Here is a 25,131-nt window from a genome sequence, read left to right on the forward strand (position 1 = left end):
AATACATACGCTACGTTATTTGCACCAACTAACGTTATGACTGTTCATAAAAAACCCCAGATACAAAAATACCTGGGGTTTTTAAGTTGACGCTATTACGCCAGATTAGAACGGATAATCGTTATAACCCATTTGTTCTGAAATTTTACGCGCAGCCGTATGCAGCATCGCCACATACTCGTGCAAACGTTCCTCTGAGAAACGCAGCGTCGGGAATGAAATACTCAAGCCTGCAATCACCACACCGAAACGGTCAAACACCGGCACACCGATGCAGCGCAGACCTTCTTCCTGTTCTTCGTTGTCTTCACCGTAGCCCTGCTCACGGACTTTATCCAGCAGTACCAGCAGCTCATCAGTATTGGTAATAGTACGGTCGGTGCTGCGTTTGTACTCAATACCGTCCAGAATTTGCTTCACTTCATCGCGGTCACGCCATGCCAGCAGAACTTTACCGATAGCCGTGCTGTACAGTGGATTACGGCGACCTACGCGAGAATACATGCGCAGATTGTACATGGAATCGATTTTATGAATGTAGACGATGCTGTCTTCATCCAGTGCGCCAAGGTGTACTGTTTCTTTGGTCAGGCGCGAAAGTTCGCGCATCTGAATATCAGCGCTACGGATAAGATCGACGTTTTGTAACGCGCGAGCACCCAGCTCGAATAGTTTCAGGGTCAGTGAGTATTTCTCAGACTCCCCTTCTTGTGCCACATAGCCCAGCGTTTTCATGGTCTGCAAAAAGCGATAAACGGTGCTTTTCGACATCATGACGCGTTGCGACAACTCGGTAATACCAATTTCGCGCTCTTCACCCAGCGCCTGCAGGATGCCAAAAACCTTCAGCACGGAAGATACAGAATCGGGTTGTTTATCCAGATCTGCGATTGCCATTTATCACCCCTTTCGAGTGTTTTATAAAAATCAGAACCGGTTTTTATTATAATTTCACGTATCAGCCCTCGCAATCGCTCTTTGCTTACTTAGTTACAAATCTGCGACCTAACGCCTGAATATCAATGCTAAAATTATTATTCTCATCATAAATTCCGACAATATTGACTTCCTATGGAAAAAACTCAGACCGATGGTCTGCCATTGCCCCAGCGATATGGCGCAATTTTAACCATTGTTATTGGCATCTCTATGGCAGTACTCGACGGCGCAATAGCGAATGTTGCCCTCCCCACTATCGCCACCGATCTTCAGGCCTCACCCGCCAGCTCAATCTGGATTGTGAACGCCTACCAAATTGCGATCGTTGTTTCGCTGTTATCGCTCTCTTTTTTAGGTGATATGTTTGGCTACCGACGCATTTATAAGTGTGGTCTGGTCGTGTTTCTGTTGGCGTCGCTGTTTTGTGCCTTGTCAGACTCGCTGCATATGCTGACGTTAGCGCGCGTGGCTCAGGGGTTTGGCGGCGCGGCGCTGATGAGCGTTAATACGGCATTGATCCGACTCATTTATCCTCAGCGCCAGCTTGGCCGCGGAATGGGTATTAACTCCTTTATCGTGGCTGTATCCTCGGCAGCGGGTCCGACTATTGCGGCGGCTATTCTTTCTATTGCCTCGTGGAAATGGCTATTCCTGATTAACGTTCCACTGGGGATCATCGCCCTGCTACTGGCTATGCGTTTTTTGCCACCCAATTCATCACGTAGCAATAAACCGCGCTTCGATCTGCCCAGCGCAGTGATGAACGCCTTAACATTCGGTTTGTTAATCACGGCACTCAGCGGATTTGCGCAGGGACAGTCGCTAAAACTGATTGGTGCTGAACTTGTGGGGCTGCTCGTGGTAGGGTTTTTCTTTATCCGCCGCCAACTCGCATTGCCAGTACCGTTACTACCGGTTGATCTGCTGCGCATTCCGCTGTTTTCACTCTCTATTTGTACTTCAATCTGTTCATTCAGCGCACAGATGCTGGCGATGGTTTCTCTCCCATTTTTCATGCAAACGGTTCTCGGGCGCAGCGAGGTTGAAACGGGCCTGCTGCTGACGCCGTGGCCACTGGCAACCATGGTGATGGCCCCACTGGCAGGATATTTGATTGAACGTGTTCATGCGGGTCTGCTGGGCGCGCTGGGCATGGCAGTAATGGCGTGTGGGCTGTTTTCGCTGGTGTTGCTGCCCGCATCACCTTCTGATTTTAATATCATCTGGCCAATGATTTTGTGCGGTGCGGGTTTTGGCTTGTTCCAGTCACCGAATAATCACACCATCATCACCTCCGCGCCGCGTGATCGTAGCGGAGGCGCGAGCGGTATGCTTGGAACGGCGCGTTTACTGGGCCAGAGTACCGGGGCCGCACTGGTTGCGCTGATGCTAAATCAATTTGGTGACAGCGGAACACACGTCTCGCTGATAACAGCGGGTATTCTGGCTTCGCTGGCCGCAATCGTGAGTGGCTTACGTATCACACAACCGCGGGTTCAGGCATAAAAAAAGCGCGTCTGTCGACGCGCTTTTTATTTTAAGTCTGCTGCCAATTATTTCAGGTATTCACCGCTGCGCAGCGCTTCAATACGTTTGTCCAACGGCGGGTGAGTCATAAACAGCTCACTCAACGATTTGGATTTACCGTTGATGCAGAACGCCATCATGCTGGTCGCTTCCTGCGGCTCATAGCTGGTTTTCAGGCGCTGTAGCGCGGCGATCATTTTTTCACGACCCACCAGTTTCGCTGAGCCTGCATCCGCATGGAATTCACGATGACGTGAGAACCACATCGTAATAATGCTCGCCAGAATACCAAATACCAGCTCCAGTACCGTCGCTACCGCAAAGTAGATTAACGGGTTACCGTTGCTACCCTCTCCCTCATCGCGGTTGCCTCCCATAAACCCAGCGGCAATCTGCGCCAGAATACGTGAGATAAAGATAACGAAAGTGTTCACCACACCCTGAATTAACGTCATGGTAACCATATCGCCATTAGCAATGTGGCTGATCTCATGCGCGATAACCGCTTCGGCTTCATCCGGACTCATGTTTTGCAACAGGCCAGTACTTACAGCCACCAGCGAGGCATCCCGGCGCGCACCGGTAGCAAACGCGTTAATATCTGGCGCATGGTAGATTGCAACCTGCGGCATAGCGATCCCTGCCTGGCGGGCCTGATTCGCGACTGTATTCATCAGCCAGCGTTCTCTTTCATTGCGAGGCTGTTCGATCACTTCTCCGCCAACGGACTTTAACGCCATCCATTTGGACATCAGCAGCGAAATGAAGGAACCACCAAAACCAAACAGCAGTGCCATGATCAACAAGCCTTGAACGCTGCTTGACTGAATCCCTGTCAGGCTCAATACCAGCCCGAAAACGACCATCACAGCCAGGTTCGTCAGCAGGAAGAGCGCGATTCGCATCATAATTTTCTTTTAACCTCAATTTAACAAAACGCACTATGCGATTACCCATATCGTATGGGTCTTATGGCTATTTTCAAGCATCCATGGGTGCTAAGTCACCAGAAAGACACAACTTTACATTTTATCGTATCAGACTGACGTCTTCATGCGCTTGTTAAAAAAACAGGCACAATTTCTTGTGCCTGTTTGAGGTTATTGACTGTTCGCGGGCTGTTCCGCTGGCTTTTCTTTTTCAAGATGCGCCAGGTCGAGCGCGATTTTTACCGTTTCATCCAGATACGGATCCGGCTCCTGGTAATCCTTCGGCAGATCGTCCAGTTTCTTCAGCAACGGTTTGCCTTCTCGCTTGAACCGATCGTTAATACGCGCCAGACGCATTGCGTCATCTTCGTTATTCTCTTTCTCACGCTGAGCGTAATTCAGAGAAGCGATGCTGCGCTTATCCTTCATCGCATTGAATCGCGCAATGTCCTTCATGATGTACTGGAACTCAGGATCGTTCGCAATACGTGCATTGTGCTCTTTCAGCAATTCAGGTCCGAACGGCGTCAGGTTATCTGACCTGGTGTAGGTTGCCGCATCAATGCTGTCCCACGGCAGCGCGTTATCTTCAAACTTCTCGCCGGTTTCAGTTTCTTCATTACCTGTCGGCATGATGATATCCGGCGTAACACCCTTACGCTGCGTGCTGCCACCGTTTACGCGGTAGAATTTCTGGATCGTGTACTGAACAGAACCCAGCGCAGGCCATTCCGGACGCAGCATCTGATCGTAAATACGATTCAGGGAGCGATACTGCTGTACGGTGCCCTTCCCAAAGGTCGGTTCACCGACGATCAGCGCACGGCCATAATCCTGCATTGCCGCGGCAAAAATTTCCGATGCCGAGGCACTGAAGCGATCGACCAATACCACCAGCGGGCCTTTGTAGTACACAACGCCGTCGGTATCACTGTCTTCACGCACTTTACCGTTATTGTCACGAACCTGAACCACCGGGCCGGAAGGAATGAACAGACCGGAAAGCGAAACCGCTTCGGTCAGCGCTCCACCGCCGTTGGTACGCAGATCGATGATGATGCTGCTGACGTTCTGTTTTTCCAGTTTCTGCAACTGGACTTTGACATCATCAGTCAGGCCAACATAGAAGCCAGGAATATCCAGTACGCCGACTTTTTCTTTGCCAACGGTTTTCACGGACATTTTAACGGCACGGTCTTCGAGACGGATACGTTCACGCGTTAGCGTCACGGTGCGCGTCTTGGTACCTTTACCGGCAGGCAGAATTTCAAGGCGCACCTTGCTGCCTTTAGGTCCTTTGATCAGCGCTACAACGTCATCCAGACGCCAGCCAATCACATCGACCATGCCCTTGCCCGTCTGCCCGACGCCGACAATACGATCGCCAACGCTGATCGCTTTGCTCTTGGCTGCCGGACCACCTGCCACCATGGAGTTAATGACGGTGTAGTCATCATCCATCTGCAGAACCGCGCCAATACCTTCCAAAGACAAGCTCATTTCAGTATTGAACTGCTCGGTATTGCGCGGAGAGAGATAGTTAGTATGCGGGTCGATTTCACGGGCGAACGCTGTCATCGCCAGTGAGAACACATCTTCGCTGTTGGTCTGCGCCAGACGGCGAATCGCAAATTTGTAGCGGCGCGTCAGCGTTTCGCGGATTTCCGCATCGGTTTTACCGGTCAGCTTCAGGCTGAGTTCGTCAAATTTAACCTTGCCGTCCCACAGCGCATTAAGCTCTGCTTCGCTCTTCGGCCACGGCGCTTTGCTTCGATCGAGGTTAAAGGTGTCATTACCGGTGAAATCCATTGGACGTGCCAGTACGCTTAATGCGTACTGATAACGTTCAAATCGGCGTTTTTGCGCCAGATTATAGAGATCGTAAAAGACATCCAGCTTGCCGGTGCGCAGTTCATCGCCGAGGACCGTTTTCTTTTTTGCATACTGTTCGATATCGCTCGCCAGCAGCACGTTGTGGCTGTAGTCGAGCAAATTCAAATAGCGGTCAAAAATTTTTGCCGAAAACGCCTGATCCAGATCGAACTGGCGATAGTGTGATCGCGTAAAACGCGACGTCACACGTTCGCTTACCGTCGCATGCTGGGTTTCTTCCTTTAACACGGGGATTTGATCGGCACGCGTGATGTCTTCCACAGCAAGTGCCTGGCCTGCTAATGCAAGCAGACCAGCTAACGCAGTAAGCCTAAAAAAAGTGTTCATGCCAGGCCTGGCCTCCGTTTCAGAACACCAGGTGTTCTGCGCGTACAATCAAAGACATACCCGAATTCAGCTGTACACGGACGCCATCTTTGGTGATTTCTAATACGGTGGCATCCATCGCATTATTTCCTGCTTTCACCTTCAGAGACTGCCCTACCGTCAGTACTGAAATATCAGATACCGGGGTATGCTGTTCTTCGCGAGGAGCACGCGGTGCTTTTGCTGCTGGTTTTTCAGCGCGAGGTTTACGCTCAGCACCTTCTTTACGACGCGGTGCAGGACGCGGCTTACGCTCGCGACGCGGGGCGTCTTCTTTTTCACCGGCGGCAGCAGCCGCTTCGCGTTTTTTCGCCTGTTGCTCTGCGCGTTGCGCCTGAACACGGGCTTTAGCTTCTTCCAGCTGTTTGCGAGCATGTTCAACATGTTGTTCATCCAGCTCACCACAAGGGTTGCCGTCGAGATCAACACGCGTTGCGCCCAATTTAACGCCATACAGATAGCGCCAGCTTGAAGTATAGAGACGTAAGGCAGAACGGAGCTGAGTCTTGCTGAGGTTCATTTCACCCTCAACACGCTCTACCAGATCCTGAAAAATGCCAATTTTCAGTGGGCGCGCTTCGCCTTCCGCACTAAAACACTGCGGGAAGCGTTCGGCCAGAAACGCGATGACTTCTTTACTGCTATTCAACTTAGGTTGATTTTCCATGAAATTTCCTGATTACAACGGACGTAGCCAACAAGCGCAGGCATGAACAGGCGACATTATAATGACGTCATCAGTAATTGCTACGTTATCCGTTGATTATCCTGCGACGCGCGCAAAGAATTTTTTGTAATCCGTCGTTGCAAGCACGGTTTCAAGCTGTGCCACAAGCGTACGCAGACCTTGTTCATCTTCTTCAGTAAAGCGGCCAAATGCCGTGCTATCAATATCCAGCACGCCGATTATCTGATTATCGACAGCGATCGGCAGGACGATTTCAGCGTTGCTGGCGGCATCACAGGCGATGTGCCCATCAAAAGCATGTACGTCCTCAATACGCTGAACCTGGTTCTGCGCCACTGCGGTACCGCACACACCGCGCCCTACCGGGATCCGCACGCAGGCAATTTTGCCCTGGAAGGGACCAAGCACCAGCGTATCGTCCTCAAGCAGGTAAAAACCGGCCCAATTCACTTCTGCAAGACGCTCGTACAACAATGCGCTGGTATTTGCCAGCGTTGCCAGAAAACTGGTTTCACCTGCCATCAATGCCTTAAAATCACGGTTCAGATCCGTGTATAGCTCTATTTTGTTCATTATATAATCACTTAGTTGTCTTACTTAAAACTGCAGCCTACTAAAATAAACATTAAATGCGTTAATGCTCAAGATCATTCCCGTCATGAGTTAAGATAACATTACTTCAACAATTTGATTCGCGATACATGGCCTTAACGACACCACGCATCACGCCAACTAAAAAAATAGCCATCAGGTCCATCGGTGAGGCACTACCTCGTGCACATTATCATCGCTGCCCTGAATGTGACCTGATATTTAGCTTGCCTAAAATGCGTTCGCACCAAAGTGCCTTTTGCCCACGCTGCCAGGCAAAAATTCGTGACGGACGCGACTGGTCGTTAACGCGACTGGCGGCAATGGCTTTCACCATGTTGCTGCTGATGCCCTTTGCCTGGGGAGAGCCACTCCTGCACATCTATTTATTAGGTGTGCGCATTGATGCCAATGTGATGCAAGGCATCTGGCAAATGACCCGACAAGGTGATCCCCTCACCGCCTCCTTCGTGCTTTTTTGCGTCGCTGGTGCGCCACTAATTCTCGTGACCTCAATCGCTTATCTGTGGTTTGGTAATATTCTCGGGATGAACCTGCGCCCGGTGCTGTTGATGCTGGAAAGGCTCAAAGAGTGGGTGATGCTCGATATTTACCTGGTGGGTATCGGCGTCGCCTCAATCAAGGTTCAGGACTATGCTTTTTTGCAGCCTGGCGTGGGGCTGTTTGCTTTTATTGCGCTGGTGATCCTGAGTATTTTGACGCTGTCGCATCTTAACGTTGAGCAGCTTTGGGACCGTTTCTACCCGCAAAGACCGGCTCGTCGGCCCGATGAAAAGCTCCGCGTCTGCCTCGGCTGCCATTTTACAGGTTATCCGGATGCTCGCGGTCGCTGCCCTCGCTGCCATATCCCGTTGCGCTGGCGCAGAAATCAAAGTATCCAAAAGTGTTGGGCGGCACTGCTGGCCTCGATTGTCCTGCTTTTGCCCGCTAACCTGCTGCCCATCTCGATAATTTATGTCAACGGCGGCCGGCAGGAAGACACAATCCTGTCAGGCATAATGTCTTTGGCAAACAGCAATGTCGGCGTAGCGGCGATCGTGTTTATCGCCAGTATATTAGTGCCATTCACCAAAGTGATTGTGATGTTTACGTTGCTATTCAGCATCCACTTTAATTGTGAACAAGGGTTGCGCACCCGTATAAAACTACTGCGTATGGTGACCTGGATTGGCCGCTGGTCGATGCTCGATCTCTTTGTTATCGCGTTAACCATGTCGCTGATAAATCGCGATCAGATACTTGCTTTTACTATGGGACCGGCTGCGTTTTATTTCGGCGCAGCGGTAATATTGACTATTCTTGCTGTGGAATGGCTGGACAGCCGCTTACTTTGGGATGCACATGAGTCAGGAAACGCCCGCTTCGCAGACTGAAGCGCAGATTAAAACAAAACGCCGTATCTCCCCGTTCTGGCTGCTGCCGTTCATTGCACTGATGATCGCAGGTTGGCTTATCTGGGGAAGCTATGAAGATCGCGGCAATACCGTGACCATTGACTTTATGTCTGCGGACGGCATTGTGCCAGGCCGTACTCCCGTTCGTTATCAGGGCGTTGAAGTGGGCACGGTGCAGGATATCAACCTCAGCAAAGATCTGCGCAAAATTGAAGTCCGCGTCAGCATCAAATCGAGCATGAAAGATGCTCTGCGCAAAGATACCCAGTTCTGGCTGGTCACGCCGAAGGCGTCGCTGGCTGGGGTTTCTGGTCTGGATGCGTTGGTTGGCGGCAACTATATCGGCATGATGCCCGGTACTGGCGAGGCCGAGGATCATTTCGTCGCCCTCGACACCCAGCCCAAGTATCGTCTGGATAATGGCGATTTAATGCTGCATCTGCGCGCCCCTGATCTCGGATCGCTTAATAGCGGTTCGCTGGTTTATTTCCGTAAGATTCCGGTGGGCAGGGTCTATGACTACACCATCAACCCGAACCATCAGGGCGTAACCATCGATGTATTGATTGAACGTCGCTTCACCAATCTGGTGAAAAAAGGCAGCCGCTTCTGGAACGTATCCGGTGTAAATGCGGATGTCAGCCTTAGCGGTGCGAAGGTAAAACTGGAGAGTCTGGCGGCGCTGGTCAACGGTGCCATTGCTTTTGATTCACCCGAAGACTCAAAACCTGCTGCGGCAGACGACACGTTTGGTCTATATCAGGATCTCGCGCACAGCCAGCGCGGAGTAATCGTCAAGCTTGATTTACCCAACGGAGATGGACTCAAAGCAGGCTCAACATCGCTGATGTATCAAGGATTAGAAGTCGGTCAGCTCACAAAACTGGATTTAAACCCAGGCGGCAAAGTCACCGGCGAAATGACGGTCGATCCCAGCGTGGTAACGCTGCTGCGTGACAACACACGCATTGAGTTACACAGCCCTAAATTATCGTTAAGCGATGTGAATCTCAGTTCGCTGCTAACAGGTAAAACTTTCGAGCTGGTACCCGGCGAAGGCGAGCCGCGTAACCAGTTTGTCGTTATTCCCGCTGAGAAGTCGTTGTTACACGACCCAGGCGTCATGACGTTTACGCTGACCGCGCCGGAGAGTTACGGTATTGATGCTGGCCAGCCGCTAATTCTTCACGGCGTACAGGTCGGTCAGGTGATTGAGCGTACGCTTTCCAGCAAAGGCGTCTCATTTACCGTTGCTGTTGAACCACAGCATCGTGACCTGGTGCAAGGTGACAGTAAGTTCGTGGTGAACAGCCGCGTGGATGTCAAAGTTGGACTTGATGGCGTGGAGTTCCTTGGCGCCAGCGCCAGTGAGTGGCTCAGCGGCGGCATTCGTATTTTGCCCGGTACTAAGGGGGAAATGAAAAAAAGCTACCCGCTTTACGCTAACCTGGAGAAAGCGATTGAAAACAGTCTGAGCGATCTGCCAACCACCACGGTCAGCCTGAGCGCCGAAACGCTACCTGATGTGCAGGCCGGTTCGGTGGTGCTTTACCGCAAATTCGAGGTCGGTGAAGTGATTAGCGTTCGTCCTCGCGCCGATGCGTTTGATATCGATCTGCATATCAAACCGGAATATCGCAACCTGTTGACCAGCAACAGCGTGTTCTGGGCCGAAGGCGGAGCAAAAGTTCAGCTTAACGGCAGCGGATTAACCGTACAGGCATCTCCCCTTTCACGCGCGCTTAAAGGGGCGATTAGCTTCGATAATTTAAGCGGTGCCAGCGCCAGCCAACGTAAAGGCGACAAGCGTATTCTGTATGCTTCGGAAACCGCCGCGCGTGCGGTCGGCGGCCAGATAACGCTGCATGCGTTCGATGCCGGTAAACTCGCTGCAGGCATGCCGATTCGCTACCTGGGAATCGATATCGGACAGATCCAGACGCTTGAGCTGATCACCGCCCGTAACGAAGTTCAGGCAAAAGCGGTTCTGTACCCGGAATACGTGCAGACCTTCGCGCGAAGCGGTACCCGTTTCTCCGTGATCACCCCGCAAATTTCGGCAGCGGGCGTGGAGCATCTGGATACAATCCTGCAGCCGTATATCAACGTTGAACCAGGACGCGGTAATCCGCGCCGTGATTTTGAGCTGCAGGAAGCCACCATTACCGACTCTCGTTACCTCGATGGTCTGAGTATTGTGGTTGAAGCACCAGAAGCAGGTTCGCTGAATATCGGAACCCCGGTTTTGTTCAGAGGTATTGAAGTGGGGACCGTCACCGGGCTGACGCTGGGCTCGCTTTCCGATCGTGTGATGGTTGCCATGCGCATTAGCCAACGCTATCAGCATCTGGTACGCAACAACTCCGTGTTCTGGCTGGCATCCGGCTACAATCTCGACTTCGGCCTGACCGGCGGTGTCGTGAAGACCGGTACCTTCAATCAGTTCATCCGCGGCGGCATCGCCTTCGCGACTCCACCGGGTACACCGTTGGCTCCGAAAGCGCAGGCAGGTAAACACTTCCTGTTGCTGGAAAGTGAACCTAAAGAGTGGCGTGAATGGGGAACCGCCCTGCCACGTTAACCTCTCCACTTGCTCCGGCGTACTCGCGCCGGAGCACTTATGCTACACTGCGCACCTGTTTTTTTGCCGGTGGTACCAAGTGGCTTATTTTCCCGACGCCTTTCTGACTCAAATGCGTGAAGCAATGCCTTCCACGCTCTCATTCGATGAATTTCTCGCTGCCTGTCAGCGCCCGTTGCGCCGCAGCATTCGCGTCAATACGCTGAAAATCTCCGTTGCCGATTTCCTCGCGCTGACAGCACCTTACAACTGGTCTCTCACCCCGGTTCCCTGGTGTGCTGAAGGCTTTTGGATCGAGCGCGATGATGAAGAGTCAGTGCCGCTCGGCAGCACCGCAGAACATTTAAGCGGCCTGTTTTATATTCAGGAAGCCAGTTCAATGCTGCCAGTCGCAGCACTGTTCGCCGAAGGCAATACCCCGGAACGCGTAATGGATGTTGCGGCAGCCCCCGGCTCCAAAACCACGCAAATTGCCGCAAAAATGAATAATCGAGGCGCCATTCTGGCGAATGAGTTTTCTGCCAGTCGCGTCAAAGTCCTGCATGCCAATATCAGCCGTTGCGGGATAGCCAACGTCGCCCTGACCCATTTTGACGGACGCGTATTTGGCGCTGCGTTGCCGGAGTCATTTGATGCCATATTGCTCGACGCACCGTGTTCCGGTGAAGGTGTGGTGCGTAAAGACCCCGATGCGCTAAAAAACTGGTCTGTAGAAAGTAATCTGGAAATTGCCGCGACCCAGCGCGAATTACTCGACAGCGCCTTCCACGCCCTGCGTCCCGGTGGCACATTGGTTTACTCGACCTGTACGCTTAATCGTGACGAAAATGAAAATATCATGCAGTGGTTGATTGAGGCCTACCCTGATGCCGTCGAGTTTTTACCTCTGGGCGATTTATTTCCGCAGGCCGAACGCGCCCTGACGCCGGAAGGATTCCTGCATGTATTCCCGCAGATTTACGATTGCGAAGGTTTCTTCGTTGCGCGTTTGCGCAAAACAGCTGCAATCCCTGCACTACCTGCGCCGAAGTACAAAGTCGGTAACTTCCCGTTTAGCCCGCTTAAAGGGCGCGAGTCTGCGCTTGTCACGCAAGCCGCGAGCGCTTGTGGACTGCAGTGGGAAGATAATTTGCGCCTGTGGCAGCGCGATAAAGAGATCTGGCTGTTCCCAACTGAAATTGAACCTCTAATTGGCAAGGTTCGCTTTTCTCGACTTGGGATCAAACTGGCCGAAACCCACAATAAAGGGTATCGCTGGCAGCATGAGGCCGTTATCGCCCTCGCCGACCCGAACCACAGCCATGCATTCGAACTGACCCTTGCCGAAGCGGAAGAGTGGTATCGCGGTAGAGATGTTTACCCGCAAACCGCACCGACGACTGATGACGTACTGGTTACGTTCCAGCATCAGCCGATCGGTCTGGCAAAACGCATTGGATCGCGACTGAAGAATAGCTACCCGCGCGATCTTGTCCGGGATGGCAAACTCTTTACGGGATAACGCACGTTTTTACTGGCGCTTTTGCTAACGTTGACTACGCTGAAAAATGGACGCCTTAACTGGTCGTACCACAACCAGCAAATTAACGGAGAGCACGATGATGAAAACCAGTGTGCGCATTGGCGCTTTTGAAATCGACGACGCCGAGTTACATGGCGAATCGCCGGGGGACCGAACGTTAACCATTCCGTGTAAATCCGATCCGGATTTATGTATGCAACTGGATGCCTGGGATGCCGAAACCAGCGTCCCGGCCCTGTTGAACGGAGAACATTCAGTACTATTTCGCGAACACTACGATCGTAAGTCAGATGCCTGGATCATGCGCCTTGCCTGATTCAAAAAGAACCCGTCGCCAGACGGGTTATTTCTTGGTTAATTTCCCTCATCTATCAACATCTTCTACACTACAGGTATGGCTTTACCATTTGAGGATGGAATGTTCACGCTGGTTCTTTTTGTGTGCTATCTGGATGGCGGTTGTGAAGATATCGTGGTTGATGTCTACAAAACTGAGCAGCAGTGCCTGATATCGATGGACGATCAACGTATTCGTAACGGCGGATGTTTACCTGCGGACGACTACATCGACAGTTTCTGGCATCCGGCCCAGGAATACAGCGATTTTTGATTATTGCAGTTGTACCAGCGTTAACTCGCCGCCAAATACAGCACCGGTATCAATATAGTGTAAATTCTCGCGATCCAGCCGATGGCGCAGCGGCGTGTGGCCAAACCAGAAGTGATCCGCGCCCTGAATCGCACAACCACTGTTCATCAGCCTCGAACGGTCCCACAGCACGCGCTGTAAATCGATCTCTTTTAGCCACTGATAATCATCATCCGGGTAATCGGCATGAGCAATAACGTGTATACCGTTCTGACAATGCAGCTCCAGTATCCAGGGTAACTGCCAACACGCTTCAAGAGCAAATTTCGCTGCCGGTTGCTCCGCCTGCTCGAACCACGAGCCACCATTCATAAACCACATGAATTGATCCCCCGTCGCCAGCGCGTCCAGCGCCATCTGTTCATGATTCCCCCTGACCGCGACAATCCAGTGTTTACGCAGTAGTTTCAGACAACGCAAACTGTCTGGTCCACGGTCGATAACATCCCCCACTGAAACCAGCAAATCCTGCCAGGGATCAAAACGGTACTGGCGCAGCTTAGCCATCAGCATCGAGAAGCATCCGTGGATATCCCCAACCACCCAGACGTGACGCCACTGCGTACCGTCGATTCGTTGATAGATATTGCCAGGTCGTCCCATGTCGCCTCCAGAGTACAAGGGTACCTGATTATAATTTTAGCAATGTTGGTAAAAAAGCCTGGACGATCGTGGGCAGGAGTATGGTATGGTTTATGGAGAATGCAGCATGCAATACGCCGTGTTTTGCCCTGGATGGCATCGCATTCGCCACATAAAAAGAGACCGAATACGATTCCTGTATTCGGTCCAGGGAAATGGCTCTTGGGAGAGAGCCGTGCGCTAAAAGTTGGCATTAATGCAGGCTAAGTTACCCTGCCATTTAAGAATAGATGACAGCGCCAGGTTTTCCAGTCCGCGACTAAAGTGGCCGGAAAAAAAGGACGTTTGTTACGCATCCAAACGCAAAAACCGCAAGTTCTCCTGCGAGATCCTTGCGGTTTTTTATTGGAAATCAGAGCGCTACATCTGACAATTAGCAGAGCTTTTCTGCACGCTCTACAAACGGTGCCAGGCTCATTTTTTCGCCCGGTTTCGCCGGATCATCAATCTGGATAATCTCGATCGGCTTTGCCGTGACTTTTCCGCTCTCCACCTGCTGTCTGGCGACATCATTCAACGGGTATTGCACCAGCGTACTGGGATTGATGACATACAGCGCGTTACCTGGACGGCAGGTCAGCATCACCTCTTCCCGATTAAACGCCCACTTATCTTTGCCAACCTCAAAACGGCTGACGGTAATGACTTGCGGCGCAGCCAGCGCGGCTCCGGAGCTTGCCAGGAGTAATAAAGAGATAATGATTTTTTTCATGCGTTTCGCCAGTCCATCAATCAGAAAGGTTCAAGGGTTGCAAACAAGCTGACAATCGCCAGCACAACGGCTCCTATACCCCATTCCAGCTTGGTCATCCAAATAAAATAGAGAGTCATGCCACGGTTATCCTGCCGCATGCGTGGTACCAGAACATACCGATTCACCAGCGCAATCGCCACCATTAACATGACCAGGGCACCTTTTAACAAAAGCAGTCGCCCGTAAGCCATGTGCCAGGGAACAGAAAAACCGACAATAAACAGCGCATTCATAATACCGGTTAGTAAAACACCGATAACGAAAAGATGCCCATAGCGTGAGAAGCGCATCATGGTACTGATGGCCTGTTCCCGCCAGCGACCTTGCGCCATTCGCATACAGTAAAGTACGGGCAGCAAACCGCCGAACCAGGCGGCAGCGCATACCAAATGTAAGGCGTGGTTAACCTGCTGGATTGCGCCAGGGATACCGCTGTGCAGCGTCGCATGTCCGACGCCAGCCAGCAAAATAAACTGCGCAATTGTCAGCATTAACAGCAGTCGCGGCATGCTACGCGGCACCATGATGGTCACCACCAGCGTGACCAACGCGAGGATAATCTGCCATAACCAGACGCCGCCAAATTGCGTTTGCAACACGGCGAGCCAAACATCAGTAGAGACAACATCCCGCCAGCCTGAGCCCATTAACCCACCCTGAATCGCCAGCATCAGCGTCGCGCTGATAAAGCTCCACGTTGCAGCATGCCGTTGCAGACGTAAAAAACGACGCATCATTAAACGACGAACCGAAACGGGGGCCAGCCATGCGCCGTAAAGCGCACAGCCAAACACCAGCATCAAAGCGGTAAAATGGATAAACCGTAGCGCAACCCAGGTAAATGCCAGCATTGGTTATTTCACGCTAAAGGTATATTGCCCCTTCGTCTTGTGACCATCCACGGAGACAACGTGCCAGTCGACCGTATATTTTCCTGCTTCAAGCGTTTGATCAAGCGGAACAATCAGCTGCGTTTTGTCCTGCTCACTGCGCGATGCCTTGCCCGTTTTGATCTGTTCTTTGTTAGGACCGGTCAGCGTTGCGCCGCTGAATCCCGGCTCTACGCCTTCAGAAAAATTCAGCGTCAACGCCTGAGGAGATGCCGCAACTTCAGCGTTAGCCGCCGGACTTTGTTTTGTGAGGTGGGCATGCGCCAATGCCGCAGGTGTTGCCAGGATGCTGGCGAGTACGATGAGCGCGTTGCGAAGCATAGATGCAGATGAAGCCATTTCAACTATTCCTTTTTGTTATGTCTAACCTGTAGAGAATAACCTTCTACAATGGTCGAGTCGAGAATCATCATTTCTGTCTTGCCATTAACGCACACTCTTAGTAACTTTGCGCGCCGAAAGACAGAGAAAAGGAGAAGCCCATGAACATCAATCTGGCCAAACTTGAGCAAGCGGAAATGGACAAGGTCAATGTCGATCTGGCTGCGGCTGGAGTGGCATTTAAGGAACGATACAATATGCCCGTTGTTGCAGAAGTTGTTGAACGCGAACAGCCAGAGCATTTACGCGACTGGTTCCGCGAAAGACTCATCGCGCACCGCCTGGCATCCGTTTCGCTTTCACGTTTACCTTACGAGCCTAAAGTTAAATAAAACTTATATTACGTTACGATTCCTTACATGACGCCTGCTACAGTATAAGCATATTCTTAATCCACACATTAAGGATGGTTGTAGACACTATGAAAAGGAAATCATTATGTCATACTGGAAAATCGCAGCAGCACAATACGAACCTCTTCACACCTCAGTTACCGAACATGTCGCGCATCACCTGCAATTCATTCATGCAGCAGCTCAATGCCAATGTGAATTGCTGGTCTTCCCTTCCCTCTCATTGCTGGGTTGTGTTGATGAGAATGACGCGCTTCCTGCCCCACCCGATGAAGCGCTGTTAGAACCTCTCGCACATGCCGCCGCGACTTATCGCATGACGATAATTGCGGGACTACCGGTAGAACATAACAACCGGTTCGTGAAAGGCATTGCTCTTTTCTCTCCCTGGATGACTTCGCCACTAACCTTCCATCAGAGCCACGGGGCCTGTATTGCCAGACAGCGAAATGCCATCAGCGTTGTAGATAGCCAACCGGAAGGCATTGATATCGACCCGGCCTATTCGCTGTTCACCAGCTGCCAGTCAGTCAGTGAACCGGAACTGCTCTCCTCTACATCTCGCCTACAAAGTTTCTCACATAAATTCGCCATCGCGGTATTAATGGCCAATGCGCGGGGTAGCAGTGCGTTATGGGATGAACGAGGTCGATTGATTGTTCGCGCAGACAGCGGTTCGTTACTGTTAACCGGCCAACGCACGCCACGGGGTTGGCAAGGTGATATCATTCCATTACGCTAGTCGTTTTGGGTCAGGAGCATGGCATGTTGCGCATAATAGATACAGAAACCTGTGGTCTACAGGGAGGCATTGTTGAAATTGCTTCTGTCGACGTGGTTGATGGAAAAATAGTCAACCCCATGAGCCACCTGGTACGCCCCGACCGCCCCATCAGCCCACAGGCGATGGCTATCCATCGCATTACTGAAGCAATGGTGGCCGATAAGCCATGGATTGAAGACGTCATCCCGCAGTATTACGGCAGCGAATGGTACGTTGCGCACAATGCCAGCTTTGACCGCCGCGTATTGCCCGACATGCCCGGGGAATGGATTTGCACCATGAAGCTCTCCCGTCGGTTGTGGCCGGGGATCAAATACAGCAACATGGCGCTGTATAAATCGCGCAAGCTGAGCGTCCAGACGCCAGCGGGTCTCCACCATCACCGCGCCCTGTACGATTGCTACATCACTGCGGCACTGCTGATCGACATCATGCAGACGTCAGGCTGGACAGCCGATCAAATGGTCGATATTACCGGCCGTCCCGCGTTACTCACTACTTTCACTTTTGGTAAGTACCGCGGAAAACCGGTATCAGAAGTGGCTGAGCGCGATCCGGGCTATCTGCGCTGGTTATTTAATAACCTTGACAATATGAGCCCGGAACTGCGATTAACGCTAAAACACTATTTGGATCACGCCTGAGCAGGCAGTGTTCCCTGCGCCAGTCCAATCAAAAAAGCGTACTCAAGGGCCACGCCTTCGTAAGATTTAAAACGCCCGGATTTACCGCCGTGTCCGGAATCCATATCCGTGCAAAGTAGCAGCAAACGATCATCCGTTTTCAGCTCACGCAGTTTTGCCACCCATTTTGCTGGCTCCCAGTATTGCACCTGGGAATCGTGTAATCCCGTCGTGACCAGCAGATGTGGGTATGCCTGCGCGGTTACATTGTCATACGGGCTGTAGCTTTTCATATAGGTGTAATACTCTTCGTCCTGCGGATTCCCCCACTCTTCAAACTCACCGGTCGTCAGGGGAATTGATTCATCGAGCATTGTGGTTACCACATCGACAAACGGCACCTGAGCAATAACACCATGGAAGCGTTCCGGGCGCTCATTAATGGCGACGCCCATTAACATGCCTCCGGCGCTTCCGCCCATGCCATAACATAACTCAGGCGCGCCATAGCCCATTTTTAGCAACGCATCACAGACGTCGAGGTAATCATTAAAAGTATTTTTCTTGTGCAGAAACTTACCGTCCTCGTACCACTGTTGTCCTAATTCACCACCACCACGCACATGCGCAATAGCATAAACAAAGCCGCGATCCAGTAAGCTCAAACGGCTGCTGCTGAAATCGGCGTCCATGCTGGCGCCATATGAGCCATAGCCATAAACCAGTAACGGATTTTTTCCTTTCAGGAAATACTTTTGATGATAAACCAGCGAAACCGGAACCTCGGTGCCATCACGCGCGGTTATCCATAGGTGTTCGCTACGGTAATTCGCCGCATCAAATCCGGGGACCTCCGTCTGCTTAAGCACACGACGTTCCCCGGTGTCCATATCCAGTTCAAACAACGTGTCCGGGGTGGTCATGGAGGAATAGCCATAGCGCAGGCGCGATGTCTCCGGCTCTGGATTATAGGCAAGCCAGGTCACATAAGCCGGATCGTCAAAGGCGATCCCGACCACTTCGCGCGTTTTACGATTAATCTGTCGTAGGCTGGTTAAGCCGCGCTGACGCTCTTCTACCACCAGCCAGTCAGTGAATAGCGTAAAGCCCTCGAGCATCACGTTGTCGCGCGCAGGGATCAGCGTCTCCCAGGCTTGCTCATCACGAACACGGGTACGATACAGGCCGAAATTTTTCCCCTGACGGTTGGAGCGCAGATAAAAATTGTGTTGATAGTGATCGAGACTGTATTCATGGTCTTTGCGTCGCGCTAAAAAGACCAACGGTTCGGCATCCGCCAGTTCTGCGTCAAGCAGTAAAACCTCACTGGTGGTCGCGCTGGCGATATGAATAACCACATAGTGTAGCGAGGTGGTTTTATGCAGGCTGACATAAAACATATCATCGGCTTCTTCATACACCAGCTCATCCAGTGACGATGGCGAGCCGACCGTATGTCGCCACACCTGATACGGCAATAACGTTGTTTCGTGCTTGCGCACGTAATAGAAAGTCTGAGAATCATTCGCCCAGACCAGATCCGCTTCGACGTTTTCCAGCACTTCCGGATACCAGTTGCCGCTTTGCAGGTTGCGAAAACGCACGCCATATTGCCGGCGAGAGAGATAATCTTCTGCCAGCGCCATGATGGTGTTATCCGGAGATATCGCCAGTCCTCCCAGCGTATAAAACTCGCTGTGTGCCGCGCGCTGGTTCCCATCCAACAGAGTATCCCAATCATCCCACTCTTCATTGAAAGCAGACTGACGCTGATAAATAGCATATTCGCACCCCGGTTCATAAATATTCCGGTAGCGATAACCATTCTTCACATAGGGGGCGGAAGCATCCTGAGGCGGGATACGGTCGATAATTTCTTTCAGGACGCGATCCTGCAAAGCCTGCTGCGAGGCCATAACCTGGCGGCCATACGCATTTTCTTGTTGCAGATAATCCAGCACTTCTGGCTGCGAGCGGGTGTCATCTCGCAGCCAGTAATAATTATCAACACGAGTATCGCCATGCTGCGTCATGGCGCGGGGAATACGAGAAGCTTTTGGTAGCATGTCATTGTTCTTTTGCTTAAACATCCTATAAGGGTGGCAAAAGACAGCAATGATGCAAGCGAAACATGCGCCTTAGCGGTTAGTAATTAACCCGGTAAAGCCTGTTTTTGTTCTTTGAGATCCTGTTCAATGCCTTCACGAACATCCTGCGGGATCTTCAACGCATCGCCCAGCGCATTGAGATAGCTACGCTCCATAAAGTGGTCGATATCAATCGCCGCACAGCTCAGGAAGTAAATTTCTAGCGCTTCTTCTTCGTTGCGGATCCCTTGCGCCAGGCGCTGGGGATCTAACGGTTGTTCAATGGCTCGTTCAATCAGAACGCGGCCCTGCTCTTCCACGCCCGCTTCACGAAGCTGCTGCTCAATGGCCGCTCGTTCTTTAGCATCAATATGACCGTCGCTTTTCGCCGCAAAAACCAGCGCCAGGATCAGACGCTCGGTTCGCTCATCCAGCGGTGAGCTTTGTACACCGAACTGCGGCTCATCCTGATGCGCAGCGCGAACTTTATCTTTGTATTTGTTCCATAACACGGTACCAGCAACCGCACCGCCGCCCACCAGAAGCGCGCTGGTGCCGTATTTACTCAGTAATTTACGTGAAGATTTGTTGGCAACCAGTAATCCTGCCAGACCGCCTAACGCGCCTGGAACCAGAAGTTTACTCAGCCCTTGCTCGCCAGAAGATGACGTGGAGGATCCTTTTTGCCCAAGAAGAGATTGTAGTTGATTCAGCCAATTAGCCATTTTGCCCCTCAAGTACAGACGAATAATCATCAAAGCGTACCCGAGGGGATGTCAGGAAGTGTTCAGGTCATCAAAAGATGTGCAAATACCTGCGTTACTGCGGCTGATACTCCGCCGTTCCGGCTCTGCAGTCGACTTTTACCTGATAGTGAATATCCGCGCTTTTACCGCGAACTGTCAGGGGAACTGACCATTTCCCGTCTTTGCCCGTAATATCGGGCGTGTTGACCCAGGCGACAGGGTCGGCTTGCCCGACGAGTTTTTGATCGTCAGCCCAGCGCGCGATGCGATTTTGCTGATAGTCACGTTTCACGCTTGCCGCAATACCGTCAGCATCCAGTCCTTCGCACTTGGGGAACTGAACATTCTTGCTTTCCATATTTGCCGCAAATACCGATACGCTGGCAGACAATAACAGCAGGCTCAATAACGCTCTTTTTTTATACATTCTTTTCTCCTTAATCTCCCCTTCGTCCTTCAGGTTGCCTGCGGCAACGTGAAATAACGTCAGAGATTGCACAATGATTCAGGGAAAAGCATGGTACAAAACGTCAGGAGCGCAAGTCGTTTCAGGCAGCCTGAGTATCATCCTCAGTGTGTGCATCGTTTTCGACAGCCTGTGGCGAAGGCAGCTTGCCGTTTTTCAGAATGGCGCTCAGCACATCTTTTTGCTCAGCCAGCCACAGGGAAAGAGCTTCACGCTGCTCGTCTTCGAGCGCTACCGGCGATTGCTCCAGCCATGTGTCGAGCAGATCTGCTGTATCCAGCATTTTGTCATACGCATCGGCTTCCTTTTTGCTGGTAAACGACATTTTTTCCTCACCTTCCCGAATGACTACGTATTTAACTTCAACCGCCATTTTTGCAGCCTCTTAAATTACCTGTATTTATGTACAGTATATTCTTTTTAAGCCCTGAAATCAACCTGGCAATAAAGACAGACGCAAACGTTTTCGTATATACTGCGCCCAGATAAAACAGGGGATTAATTTATGACGTTATTAGGCACAGCGCTGCGTCCCGCAGCAACGCGAGTGATGTTATTAGGTTCAGGTGAACTGGGTAAAGAAGTGGCGATTGAATGCCAACGCCTGGGTGTGGAAGTCATTGCCGTGGATCGTTACCCCGACGCGCCAGCCATGCACGTTGCCCATCGCTCCTACGTAATTAACATGCTGGATGGCGAGGCATTACGCCAGCTTGTCGAACGTGAAAAACCACATTACATCGTGCCGGAAATAGAGGCGATTGCCACGGATATGCTGATCAAACTGGAACAGGAAGGTCAACACGTTGTGCCTTGCGCACGAGCGACCCAACTGACCATGAACCGGGAAGGAATCCGTCGCCTCGCCGCCGAAGAATTGTCTTTACCCACATCATCTTTCCGTTTTGCAGACACCGAAACACGATTTCGTGAGGCCGTTGCCGAAATCGGCTATCCCTGCATTGTGAAGCCGGTAATGAGTTCTTCCGGCAAGGGGCAGAGCTTTATCCGTTCAGCCGATCAGCTCACCGAGGCGTGGAACTATGCTCAACAGGGAGGTCGGGCAGGCGCCGGACGCGTTATCGTCGAAGGCGTAGTGAATTTTGATTTTGAAATCACCCTGCTAACCGTCAGCGCCGTTGATGGTGTGCATTTCTGCGCGCCGGTAGGTCATCGCCAGGAAGATGGCGATTATCGCGAGTCCTGGCAGCCGCAGCAGATGAGTGACCTCGCGCTGGCGCGCGCGCAAGAGATTGCCCGCAAGGTGGTACTGGCGCTGGGCGGTCACGGACTGTTTGGCGTGGAGCTGTTTGTCTGCGGTGATGAGGTGATTTTCAGCGAAGTCTCCCCTCGCCCTCACGACACGGGTATGGTGACCTTAATTTCGCAGGATCTGTCTGAGTTTGCCCTGCACGTACGTGCATTTCTCGGTCTGCCCGTTGGCAAAATCCGCCAGTATGGACCTTCTGCTTCCGCCGTTATTTTGCCGCAACTTACCAGCAAGAATATCACATTTGATAACGTACAAGCCGCTGTAGGTGCGGGTATGCAAGTGCGTTTCTTTGGCAAGCCGGAAATCGACGGAAGCCGTCGTCTGGGCGTTGTGCTGGCCACAGCACAGAACATTGAAGATGCGGTGATACGCGCGAAAGACGCAGCCGCACAGGTGAAAGTTGCAGGATAAAAACCAGACCCGTAGGCCGGATAAAGCATTGATGCCGTATCCGACCTACGGTTTACGCATTAACGGCTTACTGCTTCGCGCCTTCTACTGCTTCACGAGCCAGCTTAGTAATACGATCGTAATCACCCGCTTCCAGCGCATCCGCCGGAACCAGCCAGGAACCACCGATGCACAGCACGCTTTTCAGTGCCAGGTAGTCACGGTAGTTCGCCGGAGAGATACCGCCGGTTGGGCAGAAACGCACCTGAGAGAACGGACCCGCAATTGCCTGCAGCGCTTTGGTACCGCCATTTGCTTCAGCAGGGAAGAATTTGAACTCTTTCAAACCGTAGTCCATACCCAGCATCAGTTCAGACACGGTGCTGATACCAGGGATCAGCGGAATAGTGCCTTCCGTTGCGGCTTTCAGCAGCGGCTCGGTCAGGCCCGGGCTGATAGCAAACTGCGCACCGGCTTCGGTCACTTCAGCCAGCTGTTGCGGATTCAGTACAGTACCTGCACCAACGATAGCGTCCGGAACTTCTTTTGCGATCGCGCGAATGGCATCCATCGCACATGCGGTACGTAAGGTCACTTCCAGAACGCGCACGCCGCCTGCAACCAGCGCTTTTGCCATCGGCACTGCGTGTTCCAGTTTATTAACCACGATAACCGGTACAACCGGGCCAGTGGTCAGGATTGCTTCTGCACTTGTCTTCCAGTTTTTCATCAGAGTTTTCTCTCGCCTGATTACAAAATAAGTCTTAAAAAGTGATACAGGTTGCGCCCTGTTCCGCACCGGACAGCTTTTCACGCAACGCGCTGAACATTTCACGGCCTGTGCCCACGCGCGATGCGCTGAGGTCAGGAATGTGAGGCTGACGAGAAGCAAGTTCCTCTTCATCAACCAGCAGCGTCAATTCACCTGTCTGTCCATTCACACGAATGATGTCGCCATCGCGTACTTTTGCCAGTAGCCCGCCATCATAGGCTTCTGGGGTTACATGGATTGCTGAAGGCACTTTACCTGAAGCACCTGAAAGTCGTCCATCGGTAACTAACGCAATTTTGAAACAACGGTCCAATAATACACCAAGTGGCGGCATGAGTTTATGTAATTCTGGCATTCCGTTTGCTTTTGGTCCCTGATGGCGCACAACGACTACGCAATCACGGTCGAGCAGTCCCGCATCGAAGGCCGGCAATACATCATGCTGACTTTCAAAAACAACCGCGGGCGCTTCAATTACCTGATTTTCTACCGGAACCGCCGACGTTTTCATCACAGCACGTCCGAGGTTACCGCTCAGCACTTTGGTACCGCCGTGGTGGGAGAATGGCTGATCGATGGTAGCAATCACATTGCTGTCCAGCGACTTCGCCGCCCCTTCACGCCAGTCCAGCTCACCATCGTTGAGCCAGGGTTCCATGGTGTAACGCGATAAACCAAACCCGGCAACGGTGTTCACATCTTCATGCAGCAGACCCGCGTTCAGCAGTTCGCGCATTAACACCGGCACGCCACCCGCTGCCTGGAAGTGGTTAATATCTGCCGGACCATTCGGATACAGACGCGCCATCAACGGCACGATATCGGACAGATCGGAGAAGTCGTCCCAGTTAATCAGAATCCCGGCTGCACGCGCCATCGCAACCAGGTGCATTGTATGGTTGGTTGACCCCCCGGTCGCCAGCAGCGCGACAATACCGTTCACCACTACTTTTTCATCGATCATTTTACCGATCGGCATCCATTCATTGCCGTTGCCGGTCAGACGCGTTACCTGACGAGCAGCCGCGGCGGTCAACGCTTCGCGCAGCGGGGCATCCGGGTGTACGAATGAGGACCCTGGCAGTTGCATCCCCATAAACTCCACCACCATCTGGTTGGTGTTTGCCGTGCCATAGAACGTACAGGTCCCCGGTGCGTGATAAGACGCCGCTTCGGATTCAAGCAGCGCCATGCGATCGACTTTGCCTTCAGCATACAGCTGACGGATACGCACTTTTTCTTTGTTCGCCAGACCACTCGCCATCGGGCCGGAGGGAATAAAGATCGAAGGCAGATGACCAAATGACAGTGCCGCCATCACCAGACCCGGGACAATTTTGTCGCACACGCCAAGGAATAACGCGCCGTCGAACATATTGTGTGAGAGGCCGACAGCAGCCGACATCGCAATCACTTCGCGACTCAGTAACGAAAGCTCCATCCCATCCTGTCCCTGGGTCACACCGTCGCACATCGCAGGAACACCGCCAGCGACCTGGCCTACCGCATTGGCTTCATGCAGCGCTTTACGAATGATGTCCGGATAATGTTCGTACGGCTGATGTGCGGAAAGCATGTCGTTATAGGAGGTAATGATCGCGATATTGTTACGCAGCATGCTTTTCAGCGAGGCCTTGTCATCCGGCTGGCAGGCAGCAAAACCATGCGCCAGGTTACCGCACGCCAGCTGTGAACGATGAACGGTAGTCGATTTCGCTTGTTCAATACGGGCAAGGTAGGCGGAACGCGTGTCGCGAGAACGTTCGACAATACGTTTTGTTACGCGTAACAAATTCGGATTCATAGAGGCTCCTAAAATTTATCTGTCAGAGCGTTGGATCAACAATGTGTTTCAGTTGGGTTAAAAACA

25 protein-coding genes are annotated in these 25,131 nt (G+C 52.0%); 10 read left to right on the top strand and 15 right to left on the bottom strand.

The annotated features are described in order from the left end of the window. Nucleotides 1-105: 105 nt before the first annotated feature. Complete coding sequence (gene kdgR / locus OGX86_RS09365) at nucleotides 106-897, bottom strand: DNA-binding transcriptional regulator KdgR (protein WP_003833778.1); 792 nt, start codon at nucleotides 895-897, stop codon at nucleotides 106-108. Between the two features lie 174 nt (nucleotides 898-1,071). Between kdgR and OGX86_RS09370 the strand changes: the two genes are divergently transcribed. Further along, entirely contained in the window at nucleotides 1,072-2,445 is a 1,374-nt protein-coding gene (locus tag OGX86_RS09370) for an MFS transporter (RefSeq protein WP_048216186.1), read from the top strand. 47 nt (nucleotides 2,446-2,492) lie between these two features. On the opposite strand, the gene htpX is transcribed toward OGX86_RS09370, so the two are convergent. From htpX to msrC, 4 genes are all read right to left on the bottom strand, one after another. After that, the gene (gene htpX / locus OGX86_RS09375; protein ID WP_003034964.1) at nucleotides 2,493-3,374 is read right to left on the bottom strand and encodes a protease HtpX; all 882 of its coding nucleotides are present in this window, start codon (nucleotides 3,372-3,374) and stop codon (nucleotides 2,493-2,495) included. A gap of 192 nt (nucleotides 3,375-3,566) precedes the next feature. Continuing rightward, the gene (gene prc / locus OGX86_RS09380; protein WP_008785035.1) at nucleotides 3,567-5,615 is read right to left on the bottom strand and encodes a carboxy terminal-processing peptidase; all 2,049 of its coding nucleotides are present in this window, start codon (nucleotides 5,613-5,615) and stop codon (nucleotides 3,567-3,569) included. Between the two features lie 19 nt (nucleotides 5,616-5,634). Further along, complete coding sequence (gene proQ, locus OGX86_RS09385; RefSeq protein WP_003833781.1) at nucleotides 5,635-6,321, bottom strand: RNA chaperone ProQ; 687 nt, start codon at nucleotides 6,319-6,321, stop codon at nucleotides 5,635-5,637. A 96-nt stretch (nucleotides 6,322-6,417) separates the two neighbouring features. Further along, nucleotides 6,418-6,915: a free L-methionine (R)-S-oxide reductase MsrC gene (msrC, locus tag OGX86_RS09390; RefSeq protein ID WP_136391988.1), complete on the bottom strand. Its 498-nt coding sequence runs from the start codon at nucleotides 6,913-6,915 to the stop codon at nucleotides 6,418-6,420. A gap of 128 nt (nucleotides 6,916-7,043) precedes the next feature. Here msrC and yebS point away from each other — a divergent pair, with 128 nt between their 5' ends. From yebS to OGX86_RS09415, 5 genes are all read left to right on the top strand, one after another. Next, a complete protein-coding gene (yebS, locus tag OGX86_RS09395; protein ID WP_048216185.1) occupies nucleotides 7,044-8,327 on the top strand; it encodes a membrane integrity lipid transport subunit YebS in 1,284 nt (427 codons plus the stop codon). Continuing rightward, a complete protein-coding gene (locus OGX86_RS09400; protein ID WP_048216184.1) occupies nucleotides 8,296-10,929 on the top strand; it encodes a PqiB family protein in 2,634 nt (877 codons plus the stop codon). Before yebS ends, OGX86_RS09400 begins: the two co-directional genes overlap by 32 nt. Before the next feature lie 79 nt (nucleotides 10,930-11,008). Continuing rightward, complete coding sequence (gene rsmF / locus OGX86_RS09405) at nucleotides 11,009-12,430, top strand: 16S rRNA (cytosine(1407)-C(5))-methyltransferase RsmF (RefSeq protein WP_075552803.1); 1,422 nt, start codon at nucleotides 11,009-11,011, stop codon at nucleotides 12,428-12,430. A 100-nt stretch (nucleotides 12,431-12,530) separates the two neighbouring features. Next, entirely contained in the window at nucleotides 12,531-12,767 is a 237-nt protein-coding gene (locus OGX86_RS09410; protein WP_165612495.1) for a YebV family protein, read from the top strand. Between the two features lie 102 nt (nucleotides 12,768-12,869). Next, nucleotides 12,870-13,061: a YdfD/YebW family protein gene (locus OGX86_RS09415; protein WP_003034941.1), complete on the top strand. Its 192-nt coding sequence runs from the start codon at nucleotides 12,870-12,872 to the stop codon at nucleotides 13,059-13,061. Here the strand turns inward: OGX86_RS09415 and pphA are convergent, their stop codons facing one another. The 4 genes from pphA to yobA form a co-directional block, all read right to left on the bottom strand. After that, nucleotides 13,062-13,703, bottom strand: a complete 642-nt coding sequence (gene pphA / locus OGX86_RS09420; protein ID WP_048224177.1) for a protein-serine/threonine phosphatase — start codon at nucleotides 13,701-13,703, stop codon at nucleotides 13,062-13,064. Nucleotides 13,704-14,115: 412 nt separating this feature from the next. Then, nucleotides 14,116-14,454 carry a YebY family protein gene (locus tag OGX86_RS09425; RefSeq protein WP_032943770.1) on the bottom strand — a complete coding sequence of 113 codons (339 nt, stop codon included), beginning with the start codon at nucleotides 14,452-14,454 and terminating at the stop codon, nucleotides 14,116-14,118. A gap of 20 nt (nucleotides 14,455-14,474) precedes the next feature. After that, nucleotides 14,475-15,347 (bottom strand): copper homeostasis membrane protein CopD, encoded by an 873-nt coding sequence (gene copD, locus OGX86_RS09430; RefSeq protein WP_008785042.1) that lies wholly within the window; start codon nucleotides 15,345-15,347, stop codon nucleotides 14,475-14,477. Nucleotides 15,348-15,350: 3 nt separating this feature from the next. Continuing rightward, entirely contained in the window at nucleotides 15,351-15,725 is a 375-nt protein-coding gene (gene yobA, locus OGX86_RS09435) for a CopC domain-containing protein YobA (RefSeq protein WP_212025416.1), read from the bottom strand. Nucleotides 15,726-15,868: 143 nt separating this feature from the next. Between yobA and OGX86_RS09440 the strand changes: the two genes are divergently transcribed. The 3 genes from OGX86_RS09440 (at nucleotide 15,869) to exoX (ending at nucleotide 17,548) form a co-directional block, all read left to right on the top strand. Continuing rightward, on the top strand, nucleotides 15,869-16,099 hold the full coding sequence (locus OGX86_RS09440) for a DNA polymerase III subunit theta (protein WP_003034925.1): 231 nt from the start codon (nucleotides 15,869-15,871) through the stop codon (nucleotides 16,097-16,099). Between the two features lie 106 nt (nucleotides 16,100-16,205). Beyond that, a complete protein-coding gene (locus OGX86_RS09445; protein WP_008785043.1) occupies nucleotides 16,206-16,862 on the top strand; it encodes a carbon-nitrogen hydrolase family protein in 657 nt (218 codons plus the stop codon). A gap of 23 nt (nucleotides 16,863-16,885) precedes the next feature. Then, complete coding sequence (exoX, locus tag OGX86_RS09450; protein WP_003833802.1) at nucleotides 16,886-17,548, top strand: exodeoxyribonuclease X; 663 nt, start codon at nucleotides 16,886-16,888, stop codon at nucleotides 17,546-17,548. Here the strand turns inward: exoX and ptrB are convergent. The 4 genes from ptrB to yebG all read right to left on the bottom strand — a co-directional run bounded on the left by ptrB (nucleotide 17,539) and on the right by yebG (nucleotide 21,199). Continuing rightward, nucleotides 17,539-19,593: an oligopeptidase B gene (gene ptrB / locus OGX86_RS09455; RefSeq protein ID WP_286639889.1), complete on the bottom strand. Its 2,055-nt coding sequence runs from the start codon at nucleotides 19,591-19,593 to the stop codon at nucleotides 17,539-17,541. The two genes, exoX and ptrB, sit on opposite strands and share 10 nt — an antisense overlap. Before the next feature lie 86 nt (nucleotides 19,594-19,679). Further along, complete coding sequence (locus OGX86_RS09460; protein WP_048235202.1) at nucleotides 19,680-20,339, bottom strand: tellurite resistance TerB family protein; 660 nt, start codon at nucleotides 20,337-20,339, stop codon at nucleotides 19,680-19,682. Between the two features lie 94 nt (nucleotides 20,340-20,433). After that, nucleotides 20,434-20,787, bottom strand: coding sequence for a protein YebF (gene yebF / locus OGX86_RS09465; protein ID WP_286639891.1), 354 nt, complete (start codon nucleotides 20,785-20,787; stop codon nucleotides 20,434-20,436). Between the two features lie 121 nt (nucleotides 20,788-20,908). Further along, the gene (gene yebG, locus OGX86_RS09470; RefSeq protein ID WP_032943780.1) at nucleotides 20,909-21,199 is read right to left on the bottom strand and encodes a DNA damage-inducible protein YebG; all 291 of its coding nucleotides are present in this window, start codon (nucleotides 21,197-21,199) and stop codon (nucleotides 20,909-20,911) included. Nucleotides 21,200-21,331: 132 nt separating this feature from the next. Between yebG and purT the strand changes: the two genes are divergently transcribed. After that, entirely contained in the window at nucleotides 21,332-22,510 is a 1,179-nt protein-coding gene (gene purT / locus OGX86_RS09475) for a formate-dependent phosphoribosylglycinamide formyltransferase (protein WP_286639893.1), read from the top strand. A 67-nt stretch (nucleotides 22,511-22,577) separates the two neighbouring features. Here the strand turns inward: purT and kdgA are convergent, their stop codons facing one another. Then, nucleotides 22,578-23,219, bottom strand: coding sequence for a bifunctional 4-hydroxy-2-oxoglutarate aldolase/2-dehydro-3-deoxy-phosphogluconate aldolase (gene kdgA / locus OGX86_RS09480; protein ID WP_003034901.1), 642 nt, complete (start codon nucleotides 23,217-23,219; stop codon nucleotides 22,578-22,580). A gap of 34 nt (nucleotides 23,220-23,253) precedes the next feature. Continuing rightward, nucleotides 23,254-25,065 (bottom strand): phosphogluconate dehydratase, encoded by a 1,812-nt coding sequence (gene edd / locus OGX86_RS09485; protein WP_008785050.1) that lies wholly within the window; start codon nucleotides 25,063-25,065, stop codon nucleotides 23,254-23,256. Nucleotides 25,066-25,131: the final 66 nt, after the last annotated feature.

This window comes from Citrobacter sp. Cpo040 (genome assembly GCF_030332915.1).
GTDB classification, from domain to species: Bacteria; Pseudomonadota; Gammaproteobacteria; order Enterobacterales; family Enterobacteriaceae; genus Citrobacter; species Citrobacter portucalensis.

Bases quoted from the DNA above. Each gene is read 5' to 3' on its own strand.
- prc (WP_008785035.1), bottom strand. From the start codon at position 5,615: ATGAACACTTTTTTTAGGCTTACTGCGTTAGCTGGTCTGCTTGCATTA.
- yebG (WP_032943780.1), bottom strand. From the start codon at position 21,199: ATGGCGGTTGAAGTTAAATACGTAGTCATTCGGGAAGGTGAGGAAAAA.
- OGX86_RS09445 (WP_008785043.1), top strand. From the start codon at position 16,206: ATGTCATACTGGAAAATCGCAGCAGCACAATACGAACCTCTTCACACC.
- yobA (WP_212025416.1), bottom strand. From the start codon at position 15,725: ATGGCTTCATCTGCATCTATGCTTCGCAACGCGCTCATCGTACTCGCC.
- OGX86_RS09400 (WP_048216184.1), top strand. From the start codon at position 8,296: ATGAGTCAGGAAACGCCCGCTTCGCAGACTGAAGCGCAGATTAAAACA.
- yebF (WP_286639891.1), bottom strand. From the start codon at position 20,787: ATGTATAAAAAAAGAGCGTTATTGAGCCTGCTGTTATTGTCTGCCAGC.
- OGX86_RS09370 (WP_048216186.1), top strand. From the start codon at position 1,072: ATGGAAAAAACTCAGACCGATGGTCTGCCATTGCCCCAGCGATATGGC.
- pphA (WP_048224177.1), bottom strand. From the start codon at position 13,703: ATGGGACGACCTGGCAATATCTATCAACGAATCGACGGTACGCAGTGG.
- OGX86_RS09415 (WP_003034941.1), top strand. From the start codon at position 12,870: ATGTTCACGCTGGTTCTTTTTGTGTGCTATCTGGATGGCGGTTGTGAA.
- exoX (WP_003833802.1), top strand. From the start codon at position 16,886: ATGTTGCGCATAATAGATACAGAAACCTGTGGTCTACAGGGAGGCATT.
- edd (WP_008785050.1), bottom strand. From the start codon at position 25,065: ATGAATCCGAATTTGTTACGCGTAACAAAACGTATTGTCGAACGTTCT.
- OGX86_RS09425 (WP_032943770.1), bottom strand. From the start codon at position 14,454: ATGAAAAAAATCATTATCTCTTTATTACTCCTGGCAAGCTCCGGAGCC.
- copD (WP_008785042.1), bottom strand. From the start codon at position 15,347: ATGCTGGCATTTACCTGGGTTGCGCTACGGTTTATCCATTTTACCGCT.
- OGX86_RS09460 (WP_048235202.1), bottom strand. From the start codon at position 20,339: ATGGCTAATTGGCTGAATCAACTACAATCTCTTCTTGGGCAAAAAGGA.
- kdgA (WP_003034901.1), bottom strand. From the start codon at position 23,219: ATGAAAAACTGGAAGACAAGTGCAGAAGCAATCCTGACCACTGGCCCG.
- OGX86_RS09440 (WP_003034925.1), top strand. From the start codon at position 15,869: ATGAACATCAATCTGGCCAAACTTGAGCAAGCGGAAATGGACAAGGTC.
- proQ (WP_003833781.1), bottom strand. From the start codon at position 6,321: ATGGAAAATCAACCTAAGTTGAATAGCAGTAAAGAAGTCATCGCGTTT.
- msrC (WP_136391988.1), bottom strand. From the start codon at position 6,915: ATGAACAAAATAGAGCTATACACGGATCTGAACCGTGATTTTAAGGCA.
- yebS (WP_048216185.1), top strand. From the start codon at position 7,044: ATGGCCTTAACGACACCACGCATCACGCCAACTAAAAAAATAGCCATC.
- OGX86_RS09410 (WP_165612495.1), top strand. From the start codon at position 12,531: ATGAAAACCAGTGTGCGCATTGGCGCTTTTGAAATCGACGACGCCGAG.
- htpX (WP_003034964.1), bottom strand. From the start codon at position 3,374: ATGATGCGAATCGCGCTCTTCCTGCTGACGAACCTGGCTGTGATGGTC.
- purT (WP_286639893.1), top strand. From the start codon at position 21,332: ATGACGTTATTAGGCACAGCGCTGCGTCCCGCAGCAACGCGAGTGATG.
- kdgR (WP_003833778.1), bottom strand. From the start codon at position 897: ATGGCAATCGCAGATCTGGATAAACAACCCGATTCTGTATCTTCCGTG.
- ptrB (WP_286639889.1), bottom strand. From the start codon at position 19,593: ATGCTACCAAAAGCTTCTCGTATTCCCCGCGCCATGACGCAGCATGGC.